Origin of the sequence: Vibrio sp. ED002 (genome assembly GCF_023277445.1) — a bacterium.
Lineage (GTDB): Bacteria > Pseudomonadota > Gammaproteobacteria > Enterobacterales > Vibrionaceae > Vibrio > Vibrio jasicida.
This window is the reverse complement of sequence record NZ_CP080239.1, coordinates 2,113,604-2,127,239: the sequence shown is the minus strand read 5'-3', so window position 1 is coordinate 2,127,239 and position 13,636 is coordinate 2,113,604. Positions and strand designations below refer to the sequence as shown.

Genomic DNA, 13,636 nt, shown 5'->3' with positions numbered 1-13,636 from the left:
TTTGCTAGCGAGTAGATGTATTAACGATTACCTGGCTCACGCATGCGGTATTCATATTTCACATTCAATATTGGTTGATAGGCAATCTGACCGTTATCTTGAAGAAACTCATCAACGGTAACTTTTGCATTAGTAATGGAAAACGACTGACGGTCTACCATATCAAATGCACTCTTAAACTCATCTCGTAGCTCTTTAGAAGACTTGCTTTGGTAGTTTTTAATCATTTCAAAGCCCATGTCGTAGGCAGCTTGCTTACTATCCACAACATTACCTTGGATCGTTTTGCTGTTATTCGTCCATTGGTAACCACCAGCGAATGCCGCGACAGGAGTGGCAGTTAATACGATAAGACTGACTAGAGAGATTAAACGTTTCATAATATGCTCCTTACTTACCTTTTAAAATATCGAGTTCCAAATACTCGATGAATGTAGGTTACGTATAGAGACCTTTAGCTCGTCAAATTAATTTCAAAAAACATTCAATTATTTTTCAAGTTATTTTTAATTAAACGTAAGGCATAAAACTGCCATTTATTATTCATAATAAAAATATCTTAAAAAGCAGTCACTAAATAGCTTTTATTGTCTTATAAAGAAACCTTTATGGCTACTTTGCCACTCAGCCATGACACTCCCTTACCAAGCCATACAATACCTCTTGCCCCTTTTCTCTTAGAATCCTGCACAAACGAACACCGTTCAAAACGATCGTAATGGCACTGCGTCTGACACCAGAACACCACCTTTTGATGCCTCGGCGTCCTCTTTATCTTTTGGTGTTTTTCGACCATGACCAACAAGGCACTGCACAGATAACGAACTTAGGCTCGCCGAAAAGCCAGTCTGGAGTGAAATGACATGAATAAATCTATCCTTCATCACAGCAAAACCATTTACTCAGACGAGTACGCTGAGATCTATCACCCTATTTGGACATACCGCGCTAAGTTTATCGCGCGTGCACTGTTCTATCGCAAGTCATTCAACTATCTGGCGGACAATATTGAGGCGTCACTTCTAGAGATGCTTTGTTCTCGTACGCATCGTTTCTTAGAAAAGCCGTTTCGTCCTTACATCATCAAAAATAGCCCAGCAATCGATCGCTCTGAACTTGTGGTTGATCACTACAATACAGTGTCGAAGCTGCTCTCTTCAGAGCTGATTGAACAAATCTATACCGATGCTAAAGGCCAAACTCTGATGACATTTGAGATTGATGAGATCCTCTATACGGTTCGACTTGTTTATGAAGCTCGCTACCAAAAAGAAGGTGAGATGAGCTTGGTATTACATAGCGAAGAAGACGGAAACTTTTACACTATCTCTTTTACGCTCGGGCACGAGAATGGCGCTCGTTGCATCATGATTGGCGGCTTACAAGGTCCACGCAGTAATGAAACCAGCAGCGCAAAAATCAAAAAGCTAACACGTAAACTTTACGGTCAACGTCCAAAAAGCCTGATGGTGAGTTTACTGACTATTCTGGCGCAAATCTGGGGTGTAGAAACAATTTTGGCGGTCAAAACCGACTCCCACACTTACGCCGCGCGACGCTACAGCAAAGGACGAATCAAAACCGACTATGACGCACTCTGGCAAGAGTTGGGCGGGATAGAGTTCGACCGGAACTTCTACTCCCTTGCGGTGAATGCCCCAAGACGTGATATCGAAGATATGTCTCGCTCAAAACGCTCGATGTATCGTCGTCGTTATGAATGGCTAGACAACACCAAAGCCACATTCGAACAAGTACTAAAAAGCTAAAAGGCTAAAAGGCTAAAAAGCCAAAGAACTAAGGAGAAAGTCACATGCGTTATTCACTCGTGACGGCTTTGGTGTTGTCGACTCTTTCTTTGTCAGTGCACGCAACAACCAATAAACACATTGTTGGTACAAATTTAGGTTACGGCGTTGTCAATTACGATGCTCCAACAAGCGAAGAGTCCGGCGATATGTTCCTCGGTGAGGTTTACTACCGATACATGCTAACGCAAAACATTGGTATCGAAGCGGGCTTTAAAGGCGCTTTTGACGGTATCGGCTCGATACTTGTCAGCCCAATTTCTGAGGTCACGGATACCAGCTTTTCTGGGCCTAGGCTAAGTGGCTATGCGAGCTATCCACTTGGGGCAGGGTTTGAGTTGTACGGCAAAGCTGGCGTCACCGCCTACACACTGGAGTACACCTATAAAGTAAACGGGCAGAGTCGAAATATCGAAGAGTCGAGCATCGGCGGAGAAGCCGCGGCTGGTATTGGCTGGAGTTACAAACACCTTGGTTTAAATGCGGAATACGTGTATTCCAAAAACCGCGATTTTGATTCTGGCGGCGTGATGTTTGGCGCTCAAGTTCGCTTCTAACACCATCCAAATAAACAAAAAGGCAGCGATGGCCTGAGTCGCTGCCTTTTTCTTTCATCAATATGAGTCAGTTCGTCAACGCAAGAATGATCCCCGCCACGATAGAAGTAACGCCAAGTCCTCGGGTGAGATACCATTTCTCAGACAGAAACCAAATTCCCATAAACAAGCCAAACACGATACTGATTTGCCTTAGTGCCACCACCAAACTCACGTTATCCGTCATAGTCATCGCAAACAACACCAAGCCGTAGGTGGATGCCATCATTACCCCTGCCATGCTGGCTGTTTTGCGGATCTGCCACGCTGTCTTAATCTCATCTGGCTTGCCCGTAGCTAAGCACCATACAAGGGCTGGAATACCAATTGCCCAAAACTGCACACCCAAGTAGAAGATCGCACTGTACTGATCATTCAAGATTTCTGACGCTTGTCCTGTGAGTAAACTCAGCGCTTCTTTGTCGACCACCGAGTAACCCGTTGTGCCTATTGCGGCAATTAATGCCCAGAACACACCGACATTTAAATAAGAACCCAATGTCATTTGACGAAAATTCGTCAGTGGTACCAACATACAACCAAGGGTTATCAGCAGGAATCCAAGCCACTGCTGACTGGATAACTCATGCCCCATTGCCACACTGATTGCACCGACCATCATCACAGGCAGCGCCCGAGCAATCGGATAAACCACACCCACATCTGCGTGCTTATAAGCGACAATCAAACCGACCAGATAAACCATTTGTGAAATGCCGCTAATGAACAGCAATCCCCAAAATTCACTCGGTAATGATGCCCAGCCAATAGTTACCAAATACCAAATCAAATAAGGGGTAAGAATGAAACATGCAGAAAAGCTGGCCGCCATGGTAAACGCGAGCCCAGAGCCAGAATTGCTTTTACCAAGGATATTCCAACCCGCATGGAGAACAGCAGAAAAAACGACGAGACCAATCGCCAACAAATCCATTTCAATGTTCCTGTCTGAATAAAATAAAGGCCCCGAGATGGAGCCTTAGATAATGAGAAAATCCACTTAACGATTGAGTTCCGCAAGAGATTCAATGCTGATGGCATCGTGTCGCCAATACTCGATATCGCAATCAATTAACTCACCGTGTTGGTTGTAGTTGATGCGCTCCACTACCATCGCTGGTGTGCCGGCTGTCGCGCGCAGTGCCTGAGCCATTTCCCCCAACAAAGTACTGGTTGAAATGCGGTAGCGAATCTTTTGATACGTCACGCCATAATGATCGCGGTAAATGTCCGTCAGTGAATTTGATAAATCGTAATCCAACAGGTTCGGAAACAGCTCTGGGCGAATGTAGTTTGTTACGAATACCACAGGTCTGTCTTCAAGGTATCGCACACGGTCGACTCGATACACGTCCGAGAAAGGTTGCAAGTCCAGCAAGCGCGCGGCTTGTTTGTTTGCCAACGTCCCTTTTGCTGCGACCAACTCCGTTTTTGGCACGCGATTTTGCGCTTTCGCCATGTTCGGGAAGTTTAGCGTTTGGGTAGGGTCGTAACGCAATGGCTCAGGTGAGATAAACCAACCTCGGCGATCTTCGCGATAGATTCGACCTTCTGCTTCTAGCAGTGATAAAGCTTCACGCAAAGTAACGCGTGTAGTATCGAACGACTCCGCCAACTTACGCTCTGCTGGCAGTTTTTGACGCGGCGATAGCATGCCCGCTTCAATCTGTTCAACAATCGAATCTTTAATTTTTACGTATTGCACGAAGTGTCCTTATCTTTTGCGCCAAGCTTGTGTGCGATTCTCTAACAATTTACCCAAAGTCATCTGAACAATCTTCGCAATTGCGGCAGCCATCATAATCATCACGGCCATTGCCGCTGCAGCGCCAGTTTGACCTGCATCGTCCATATTCAGAATCGAGACCGAAGCCGGAATCGTATCGGTTGAGTAAAGGAATACTACCGCAGAAGTGGTGGTCAATGCATTAACAAACAAGTAAGTCGCAATGTCCAAAATCGCAGGTAAACACACAGGTAATGTCACTTTAAAGAACAACTTGTATTGAGGAAGCTTCACCGATGCCGCTGTGGCTTCAATCTCCGATGGCAACTGCTTTAGCGCTGTCAGGGCAGTCATGTGACCTACTGTGTAGTAATGGACTACCGTGTTAATTACCAAGAATGCCATGGTGCCATAAAGCATGTTCAAAGGATTGTTCGCATCATTGAAGTAAAAGATGTAACCCAAGCCAAGCACCATACCAGGAACCGCCATTGGCACCACGCTAAGCATTTGCATCACTTGACGAATTGGACCAAACGCACGTCCTTTCTCAATGCAGTAAGCACCGACAAAGATGATGGCTGTACCAATAACCGCTGTCCAACCTGCCAGCGTTAGCGAGTTGAAGAATGGGCTCCAACCGTAAGTGCTCATTTCGGCAAAGTTGTAGTTATTTAGCGTCAGCGCTTTGTTCCAAGGCCAGAACGTAACTAACGAGCCATACACTGCCATGCCAAGCACAGCCAACACTGCGATAGAAATGATACTGCAGTAAACCAAACAAATGCTGTCGCGCGCTTTGTTGGGTTCTGGCTGATATGGCACCGAACGTGTGTCGAATAAGCTCTTCTGCTTTTTCTGTACCCAGCGGTCTGCGCCGAATGCCATTACCGCAGGGAATAGAAGCATAATGCTGGTAACCGCACCCATGGCAAAGTTTTGCTGTCCCACAACTTGCTTGAAGATGTCAGTCGCCAGAACGTTATAGCTTCCACCAATCACTTTCGGCACACCAAAGTCCGTGATAACCAGCGTAAAGACGACAATAAGCGTACTGATCAAACCGTATTTCGCCGCAGGTAACGTCACCATAAAGAAGGTTTTGATGGGTGAAGTTTTCAGTGCGCGGGCTGCTTCATACAAGCGGGCATCTGAAGTTCGCAGCGAAGTGGTTAAGATCATCAATGCATGAGGAAAGGTCCAGAAGATCAAACCCATCGAGATACCAATCACGCCGTAAATCGAGTTTCCTAACAGCATCTCTTTGGCAATGCCTTGATTACCGAAAAGGAAGATCAAACTGATCGCTGGCAGTAACGAAGGCGCGAGGATTGGCGCAGTACCTAGGATTTGAAACAAACCTTTAAACGGCATGCATGAACGAGTCAGCGCGTAGGCATAACCGAACGCAAGCACACCCACTACCGAGGTCACAATCACGCCCAAAGTGAAGGTGTTTCCCACCGACACCCACAAGCTGGAAGAGGAAAAGTACGTCGCAAAGTTTGCCAATCCGACAAATTCGCCATTGGCATTTTGCACACTCTTGGTCAACATTGCCCAAAGCGGCATTAAGATGAACAGCACCATCATAGTCGACAAACCAGCGAGCAAACCGAACAACACAAGGTTGTCGCGGCTAACACGTCCGAGTAGGGATTTTGCTTTGTCTTGCGTAGTTAGGCTATTCATCGTCATTGTCTTCGCATCCATGTTTACACCTACGCTGCTAGTGCTTTATCAACCGAGGGCACGGCGTAACCATGCAGCCCTTCTTCAGCAAACTGGATGTAACGTACATCGCCCGCTTTGATATTGAGTTTTTGAACCGTTTCCACAGGCACATCCACGACGATGGTTTTCGTTGCGCTGTCGTTTTGCAATACGCAATCAATGCGGAAAAACGCCCCCAGAAACTCGGTAGCCGTAACTCGCACTGGTAAAGAGTTGGTGTAGTTTTCAACGAACTTGATACTTTCAGGACGCACCGCAAGGTCGAAGCGATCACCACGTTGGATCTTACGATTGGTCAAGCTTGGCGCTGGCATCAAGGTTTCTGCAATGCGCACTTGGGAGTCCGTCGCTACTGAGGTTTCAATAAAGTTCATGCTGCCGACAAACTCAGCGACAAAGCGCGTAGCTGGTTGTTGGTAGATCTCTTGAGGTGTGCCGACTTGCTCAATCACACCATGGTTCATTACCACGATACGATCCGCCATCGACAACGCTTCATCCTGATCGTGCGTAACCATGATGGTGGTAATGCCAAGCTTGCGTTGCAGCTTACAAATCTCATCACGTAAGTGAACACGTACTTTTGCATCCAGCGCTGATAATGGCTCATCAAGTAGCAGTAGACCCGGAGATAGCGCCAATGCACGAGCCAAAGCAACACGTTGTTGTTGACCACCAGAAAGTTGGTTGGGGAATTTCTCACCAGAGGTTGGAAGACCAATGGTTTCTAACCAGTAGTCCACCTTCTCTAGCACTTCTTTGGTCGACATACCTTGGTTCTTCAAACCCACCGCAATGTTCTCTTGCACAGTTAGGTTTGGAAACAGCGCGTAAGATTGGAATACGATACCGAAATCGCGCTTCTCTGGTGGTAAGAATGTGGTCTCTTGACCGTTTTGAAAAATCGCACCAGACGTTGGCAAGTCTAAACCTGCAATGGCACGTAACAGAGTGGTTTTACCGCAGCCAGAAGGACCAAGAAAACAAACAAACTCGCCCTTCTCAATCGCTAGCGAGATTTTCTTTAATGCAGTGAACTGTCCGAATTGCTTCACTACATTTTCGATATTTAGGTAATGTTGGTTAGTTGACATAACACACGCTCCAAATGGTATATACCAACTTTAGTTTTGGAGTGTTACGTTCCAATGACAAATTTATAGCCAGAAGATGACAAATAGATGAAGGGCGATGAGGTTTGTTTCTACGCTTGCAACCCCCTCCAACTCCCCCTTTTCTTGACATGGTTTGCCAAGCATTTGAATGTGGTTATCAAGGGGGAGGCTGTTCTTTGCTGCGGTGAGATCCGTGCTTTCCCGACGTCATTCTGAAGGAGCCTAGGCCAGTATTCAGAATCTACTTGAAGCGCGTTGGATGTTGCATTGTGAATTAAATTATCCACCAATGCAGAACCAGTCCCTCCCCTTTACCAGCACGACTATTATAGTTTCCCGAAGTTGAAGCCAAGGGGAGGTTAGGTGGGGTTGGTTGTTTAACGTTGAGTTAGAAGCTTGCAACCCCCTCCAACTCCCCCCTTTTATCGGCATGGTTTGCTAAGCATTTGAATGTGGTTATCAAGGGGGAGGGTTTTCTTTGCTGCGGTAAGCTCAGTGCTTTCCCGACGTCATTCTGAAGGAGCCTAGACGAGTGTTCATAATCTACTTGAAGCGCGTAGTGATGTTGCAACGTGAATAAAATAATCCACAAATGCAGAACCAGTCCCTCCCCTTTACCAGCATGACAATTGTAGTCTCCCGAAGTTGAAGCCAAGGGGAGGTTAGGTGGGGTTGGTGGTTTAATGCTAGGTTCGGTGCCTACAACCCCCTCCAACTCCCCCTTTTCTTGACATGATTTGCCAAGCATTTGAATGCGGTTATCAAGGGGGAGAGCTGTTCTTTGCTGCGGTGAGCTCCGTGCTTTCCCAACGTCATTCTGAAAGAGCCTGGGCGAGTATTCAGAATCTACTTGAAGCCCGTTGGATGTTGCATTGTGAATTAAATTATCCGCGAATGCAGAACCAATCACTCCCCTTTACCAGCATGACTATTGTAGTCTCCCGAAGTTGAAGCCAAGGGGAGGTTAGGTGGGGGTTGTTTTACGTTGAGTTAGGTGCTTGCAACCCCCTCCAACTCCCCCTTTTCTCGGCATGATTTGCCAAGCATTTGAATTTGGTTATCAAGGGGGAGAGCTGTTCTTTGCTGCGGTGAGCTCCGTGCTTTCCCAACGTCATTCTGAAGGAGCCTAGGCGAGTATTCAGAATCTACTTGAAGCGCGTTGGATGTTGCATTGTGAATTAAATTATCCACCAATGCAGAACCAGTCCCTCCCCTTTACCAGCACGACTATTATAGTTTCCCGAAGTTGAAGCCAAGGGGAGGTTAGGTGGGGTTGGTGGTTTAACGTTGAGTTATGTGCTTCCAACCCCCTCCAACTCCCCCTTCTCTCGACATGGTTTGCCAAGCATTTGAATGTGGTTATCAAGGGGGAGAGCTGTTCTTTACTACGGTAAGCTCAGCGCTTTTCCGACGTCATTCTGAAGGAGCCTAGGCGAGTATTCATAATCTACTTGAAGCGCGTAGTGATGTTGCAACGTGAATAAAATAATCCACAAATGCAGAACCAGTCCCTCCCCTTTACCAGCATGACTGTTGTAGTCCCCAGAACTTAAAGCCAAGGGGAGGTTAGGTGGGGTTGGTGGTTTAATGCTAGGTTCGGTGCCTACAACCCCCTCCAACTCCCCCTTTTCTTGACATGATTTGCCAAGCATTTGAATGCGGTTATCAAGGGGGAGAGCTGTTCTTTGCCGCGGTGAGCTCTGTGCTTTCCCAGCGTCATTCTGAAAGAGCCTAGACGAGTATTTAGAATCTACTCGAAGCGCATTAGATGTTGCATTGTGAATTAAATTATCCGCGATTACAAAACCAGTCCCTCCCCTTTACCAGCATGACTGCTGTGGTCCCCCGAAGTTAAAGCCAAGGGGAGGTTAGGTGGGGTTGCTGCTTTAAGGCTTTTGACTCTCGCCTCTTCTAAAAACAAAAAATCCACCTCAACCGAGGTGGATTTCAATATTCAAATCAAAGCAAATTCAATTAAGACTTTGGCTCTGATTTCGCGTCGAACTTCTCAGACCATGCTGCTAGAATCTCTGCACGCTTGCTGCCCATTTGCGCGAAGTCCATCTTCGCCATGTTCTCTTGAACGTTCGGGAAGTTAGAAACCTTAGCTTTCACTTCTTTATGTGCAACCACTGGGTACATTTCTACGTAAAGCTCGTTTGCTGCTTTAGAGATTGACCAATCGACAACGCGCTTCGCTGCATCCGACTCTTTTACTAGACCAACGGCTTCTGATTCCCAGCCGATGCCTTTTGGCGTGATAACCGCCAGTGGTGCGCCTTGTGTTTTCAGCTTCGCACCGCGGCTTGCCATCGAAATACCGATAGCCACTTCCCCCATACCCGCTTGAACACATGGCTTAGAACCCGAGTGCGTGTAGTGTGCAATGTTTTTGTCTAGGTCACGCATGTAGTTCCATGCCTGATCTTCACCCATGTTTTGTAGCCAAGCAGAAACCTGCATGTAGCCAGTGCCTGAAGAAGCTGGGTTAGGCATTGCAATATGACCTTTGTAAACCGGCTTTGTTAGGTCTTCCCAAGACGTTGGTTTCGGTAGGTTAAGTTGTTTCGCTACCGCTTCGTTGAAACAAACTGCGTTAAAGAATGCATCGTTACCGAACCAAGCTTGGTTTGATTGAGGGTCGTTTAGGTTCGCGTGCAGCTCTCCCAAACCTTTTGGTGTGTAAGGCTTAAGAAGACCTTCATCTTTAAGCAGTGCCATTGACGAGCCAGCAAGACCCCAAACCACTTCCGCTTGAGGGTTGTTCTTTTCTGCCAGCAACTTCGCCGTCATGATACCGGTTGAATCGCGAACCCACTTAATCTTGATATCTGGGTTATCTTTCTCAAACGCAGACTTGTATTTCGCAAGAATGTCAGTTTCGAAAGCGGTGTAAACCGTGACTTCCTGTGCTGCCATTGCATTCGTAGCTAGCAGAGAGACAAGTGCAGCCAGCGATCTTTTCATCAAACGGTTTTTCATCATTTTCTCCAGTTAATTTGGCTAAGTTTTCATTTGGTCTGTACCAGTTGACGATATACACCCTACTGAGCCTTTGTGACGAAATCATGACCATTAAATGGCAGTTTTACGAAAATTTGCGCTGAATAATCGTTCAATTGATCCGCCATTTTCTGGATATTAAAGTTTTATGAAATTGGATATTCGCCTATTTACTGCCCTTTTCTTCCTCGCTAGAGTGAACTCGAAATTTGGTGTAGACCAATTAGCCTATTCTGATGGAAATCGAGATGAAAAACGAATACCTACTACTGACTCCAGGTCCTCTATCTACTTCTGAAACAGTACGTGAAGCCATGCTAAAAGACTGGTGTACTTGGGATGATGAATACAACAAAGACATCGTAGAAGTGATCCGCACTAAGCTTGTAAAACTGGCGACGGAGCAAGACGGCTACACCAGCGTACTAATGCAAGGTAGCGGCACCGCATCAGTAGAAGCAACGATTGGCAGTGCCATTGGCAAAGATGGAAAATTGTTGGTTGTCGACAACGGTGCTTACGGTGCGCGTATCGCTCAGATCGCTGATTATCTAAATATTCCATGCCATGTAGTTTCCCCAGGCGAAACATCACAGCCACACTTGAACGAGGTGGAAACTGTATTGGCATCGGATCCTGCGATCACACACGTGGCGATTGTTCATTGCGAGACAACCACTGGCATGCTCAACCCAATTGAGGCGTTTGCTTCTGCGGCAAAAGCACACGGTAAAGTAGTGATTCTCGATGCCATGTCGAGCTTTGGTGGCATTCCTATCGATATTGCTGAGCTAGGCATCGATTTTATGATCAGCTCTGCAAACAAATGTATTCAAGGCGTGCCGGGCTTTGGCTTTGTGATTGCGAAACAAACTGAGCTAGAAAAGTGCCAAGGTCAGGCACGTTCTTTGAGCCTTGATCTTTACGACCAGTGGCACTGCATGAAAGTGAACCACGGCAAATGGCGTTTCACATCTCCAACGCACACGGTTCGAGCTTTCTACCAAGCATTGTTAGAGCTAGAACAAGAAGGCGGAATCGAAGCCCGTCACGACCGCTACCAGACTAACCAGAAAACACTGGTTGCTGGTATGCGCTCTTTGGGTTTCGAACCACTACTGAGTGATGACCTACACTCGCCAATCATCACTTCTTTCTACTCTCCGACGCACAGTGATTACCAATTCAAAGCGTTCTACACACGTTTGAAAGAGCAAGGCTTCGTGATTTATCCGGGTAAAGTATCAAACGCAGATTGCTTCCGTATCGGCAACATTGGCGAAGTTTACCCAGCAGATATCGAGCGCTTAATCGGTGCAATTGAAAAAGCAATGTACTGGCAAGTTGCTTAAAGCAGCCTTCTGATTGAGAGAGCGTTATGACTCAGAATATCAAACCGACCCATTTCCGCAGCGAAGGCGATGTCAACACAACACCAGCGCGCCAAGCTTGGAATGCATCGATGGACGACGAACGCACGCAAGCATTATTGAAGCGTGATTCGGAGGTCTTTCTTCATCAAGCCATGTCGACGCCTTGCTTAGATACCTTGGAAGCAGCAGAAGGCATCTACGTCCAAGATGCCACCGGCAAAAAGTACATGGACTTTCATGGCAATAACGTCCATCAGCTGGGCTATGGTCATCCGCATGTGATTAAACGCGTGCAAGAACAAATTGCCAAACTGCCGTTTTCACCACGTCGTTTTACCAACGAGACAGCGATTGAATGTGCTGAAAAGCTCACCCAAATCTGTGGCGGTGAATTGAATCGCGTGCTGTTTGCACCGGGTGGCACATCTGCAGTGGGCATGGCACTTAAACTAGCGCGCCACATCACGGGCAACTACAAGGTGGTGTCTCTGTGGGATTCTTTCCACGGCGCATCGTTGGATGCCATCTCAGTGGGCGGCGAAGCGTGTTTCCGTCAAGGCATGGGACCATTAATGGCAGGTGTTGAGCGCATTCCACCAGCCGTATCTTACCGTGGTGCTTTCCCTGTCGCGGACGGCAGCGACGTGCATTACGCCGACTACCTTGAATACGTGATTGAGAAAGAAGGCGGCGTGGGCGCGTTTATCGCAGAAGCAGTTCGTAATACCGACGTACAAGTGCCGAGCAAAACCTACTGGAAACGCATCCGTGAAATCTGCGACAAACACAATGTCATGCTGATCATCGACGACATCCCGAATGGCATGGGTCGCAGCGGTGAATGGTTTACCTACCAAGCCTACGACATCGAGCCAGATATGCTCTGTATCGGTAAAGGCTTGGGCGGAGGCTTAGTGCCTATCGCAGCCATGGTAACTAAAGACAAATACAACACTGCCGAGCAAATCTCCATGGGTCATTACACTCATGAGAAAAGCCCTATCGGTTGTGCTGCAGCACTAGCAACCATGGAAGCTATTGAGCAAGACGGCTTACTAGATAAAGCCAAAGCCGACAGCCAGTTCATGCGTGAAAAGCTGCTAGAGATGAAAGCCAAGTACCCTGTGATTGGCGATGTTCGTGGCATCGGCATGTTGTGGGGCATTGAACTGGTCACCGACCACGAGAGCAAAGCACGCGCGTATGACGAAGCGGAAGCTGTGTTGTACCAATGCCTCAACAATGGCGTGAGCTTCAAGGTATCGCAAGGTAACGTGATTCAACTCAGCCCACCGCTGATCATCACTCGCGAACAACTGACAGAAGCGTTGGCGATCTTCGAAGAAGCCATCGCCAAAGTGTGTAAAGACTTTAACTACTTCTAACCTCAACAAAAACCAATTTACCCAGAGCGCGGTTCCAACGTGTAGGCAAGCGCTCTGGCAAGCAAGAAAAAGGATTGAACATGAGCAACTCACCAATTCAAGCAGTGATCTTTGACTGGGCTGGCACTATCGTCGATTTCGGCTCTTTTGCGCCAACCAGTATCTTTGTGGAAGCGTTCAAACAAGGCTTTGATTTCGATATCGATCTTGAGGAAGCGCGCGAACCAATGGGGCTTGGTAAGTGGGATCACATCCAAGCTGTGGGTCGTATTTCTGCCGTTGATAAGCGTTGGAATGAGAAGTTCGGTCGCTCAATGACCAGCGAAGACATCGACGCTATCTACGCAGCATTCATGCCGCTGCAAAAAGCAAAAGTGGCTGACCATGCAGAGCCAATCCTTAATGCGATTGAAGTTGTGAACGGTCTGAAAGACAAAGGCATCAAGATCGGTTCTTGTTCTGGTTACCCTCGCGAAGTGATGGATGTGCTGATTCCTGTGGCTGCGGATTACGGCTACAAACCGGATTACGTAGTAGCAACGGATGACCTGCCGCAAGGTGGTCGCCCAGCACCATTTATGGCACTGAAGAATGTGATTGAGCTGAATGTTACCGACGTTAATGCGTGTATCAAAGTGGATGACGCCGCACCGGGCATCGACGAAGGTCACAACGCAGGTATGTGGACCGTTGGTTTGCTGCTTTCTGGTAACGAAGCGGGTCTGACATTTGAGGAATACCAAGCTGCGGACGAAACAACACTTAATGCTGCTCGTGAAAAAGCGCGTGCAAAATTGCTCATGAGCTCGCCGCATTACCTCATCGACACCATTGCTGACTTCCCAGAAGTGGTTGCAGATATCGAACGTCGCCTAGCGGCAGGTGAGCGTCCGTAG

The 13,636-nt window shown here is 47.3% G+C and carries 11 protein-coding genes; 5 read left to right on the top strand and 6 right to left on the bottom strand.

Annotation, left to right across the window (positions count from 1 at the left end):
- Nucleotides 1-20 precede the first annotated feature (20 nt).
- Entirely contained in the window at nucleotides 21-380 is a 360-nt protein-coding gene (locus ITG12_RS26215) for a DUF3316 domain-containing protein (RefSeq protein WP_038868241.1), read from the bottom strand.
- A 483-nt stretch (nucleotides 381-863) separates the two neighbouring features.
- Between ITG12_RS26215 and ITG12_RS26210 the strand changes: the two genes are divergently transcribed.
- Nucleotides 864-1,769 carry a VirK/YbjX family protein gene (locus ITG12_RS26210; RefSeq protein WP_038876521.1) on the top strand — a complete coding sequence of 302 codons (906 nt, stop codon included), beginning with the start codon at nucleotides 864-866 and terminating at the stop codon, nucleotides 1,767-1,769.
- Between the two features lie 44 nt (nucleotides 1,770-1,813).
- A complete protein-coding gene (locus tag ITG12_RS26205; RefSeq protein WP_038876525.1) occupies nucleotides 1,814-2,365 on the top strand; it encodes an outer membrane beta-barrel protein in 552 nt (183 codons plus the stop codon).
- A 67-nt stretch (nucleotides 2,366-2,432) separates the two neighbouring features.
- Here ITG12_RS26205 and ITG12_RS26200 read toward each other — a convergent pair whose 3' ends face one another.
- The 5 genes from ITG12_RS26200 to ITG12_RS26180 form a co-directional block, all read right to left on the bottom strand.
- Entirely contained in the window at nucleotides 2,433-3,338 is a 906-nt protein-coding gene (locus tag ITG12_RS26200; protein WP_038876526.1) for an EamA family transporter, read from the bottom strand.
- Between the two features lie 66 nt (nucleotides 3,339-3,404).
- Nucleotides 3,405-4,109: a phosphonate utilization transcriptional regulator PhnR gene (gene phnR, locus ITG12_RS26195; RefSeq protein ID WP_005442366.1), complete on the bottom strand. Its 705-nt coding sequence runs from the start codon at nucleotides 4,107-4,109 to the stop codon at nucleotides 3,405-3,407.
- Nucleotides 4,110-4,118: 9 nt separating this feature from the next.
- Nucleotides 4,119-5,843, bottom strand: coding sequence for a putative 2-aminoethylphosphonate ABC transporter permease subunit (locus tag ITG12_RS26190; protein WP_248874515.1), 1,725 nt, complete (start codon nucleotides 5,841-5,843; stop codon nucleotides 4,119-4,121).
- Between the two features lie 8 nt (nucleotides 5,844-5,851).
- Nucleotides 5,852-6,958, bottom strand: coding sequence for a putative 2-aminoethylphosphonate ABC transporter ATP-binding protein (locus tag ITG12_RS26185; protein WP_038876529.1), 1,107 nt, complete (start codon nucleotides 6,956-6,958; stop codon nucleotides 5,852-5,854).
- A 1,995-nt stretch (nucleotides 6,959-8,953) separates the two neighbouring features.
- Nucleotides 8,954-9,964, bottom strand: a complete 1,011-nt coding sequence (locus tag ITG12_RS26180; protein ID WP_248874513.1) for a putative 2-aminoethylphosphonate ABC transporter substrate-binding protein — start codon at nucleotides 9,962-9,964, stop codon at nucleotides 8,954-8,956.
- A gap of 266 nt (nucleotides 9,965-10,230) precedes the next feature.
- Here ITG12_RS26180 and phnW point away from each other — a divergent pair, with 266 nt between their 5' ends.
- The 3 genes from phnW to phnX all read left to right on the top strand — a co-directional run bounded on the left by phnW (nucleotide 10,231) and on the right by phnX (nucleotide 13,636).
- Nucleotides 10,231-11,334: a 2-aminoethylphosphonate--pyruvate transaminase gene (phnW, locus tag ITG12_RS26175; RefSeq protein ID WP_248874511.1), complete on the top strand. Its 1,104-nt coding sequence runs from the start codon at nucleotides 10,231-10,233 to the stop codon at nucleotides 11,332-11,334.
- Between the two features lie 26 nt (nucleotides 11,335-11,360).
- Nucleotides 11,361-12,740: an aspartate aminotransferase family protein gene (locus tag ITG12_RS26170; protein ID WP_038875220.1), complete on the top strand. Its 1,380-nt coding sequence runs from the start codon at nucleotides 11,361-11,363 to the stop codon at nucleotides 12,738-12,740.
- An 80-nt stretch (nucleotides 12,741-12,820) separates the two neighbouring features.
- Nucleotides 12,821-13,636 (top strand): phosphonoacetaldehyde hydrolase, encoded by an 816-nt coding sequence (gene phnX, locus ITG12_RS26165; protein ID WP_038875221.1) that lies wholly within the window; start codon nucleotides 12,821-12,823, stop codon nucleotides 13,634-13,636.

Bases quoted from the DNA above. Each gene is read 5' to 3' on its own strand.
- ITG12_RS26185 (WP_038876529.1), bottom strand. From the start codon at position 6,958: ATGTCAACTAACCAACATTACCTAAATATCGAAAATGTAGTGAAGCAA.
- phnW (WP_248874511.1), top strand. From the start codon at position 10,231: ATGAAAAACGAATACCTACTACTGACTCCAGGTCCTCTATCTACTTCT.
- ITG12_RS26205 (WP_038876525.1), top strand. From the start codon at position 1,814: ATGCGTTATTCACTCGTGACGGCTTTGGTGTTGTCGACTCTTTCTTTG.
- phnX (WP_038875221.1), top strand. From the start codon at position 12,821: ATGAGCAACTCACCAATTCAAGCAGTGATCTTTGACTGGGCTGGCACT.
- ITG12_RS26215 (WP_038868241.1), bottom strand. From the start codon at position 380: ATGAAACGTTTAATCTCTCTAGTCAGTCTTATCGTATTAACTGCCACT.
- ITG12_RS26210 (WP_038876521.1), top strand. From the start codon at position 864: ATGAATAAATCTATCCTTCATCACAGCAAAACCATTTACTCAGACGAG.
- ITG12_RS26200 (WP_038876526.1), bottom strand. From the start codon at position 3,338: ATGGATTTGTTGGCGATTGGTCTCGTCGTTTTTTCTGCTGTTCTCCAT.
- ITG12_RS26190 (WP_248874515.1), bottom strand. From the start codon at position 5,843: ATGGATGCGAAGACAATGACGATGAATAGCCTAACTACGCAAGACAAA.
- ITG12_RS26180 (WP_248874513.1), bottom strand. From the start codon at position 9,964: ATGATGAAAAACCGTTTGATGAAAAGATCGCTGGCTGCACTTGTCTCT.
- ITG12_RS26170 (WP_038875220.1), top strand. From the start codon at position 11,361: ATGACTCAGAATATCAAACCGACCCATTTCCGCAGCGAAGGCGATGTC.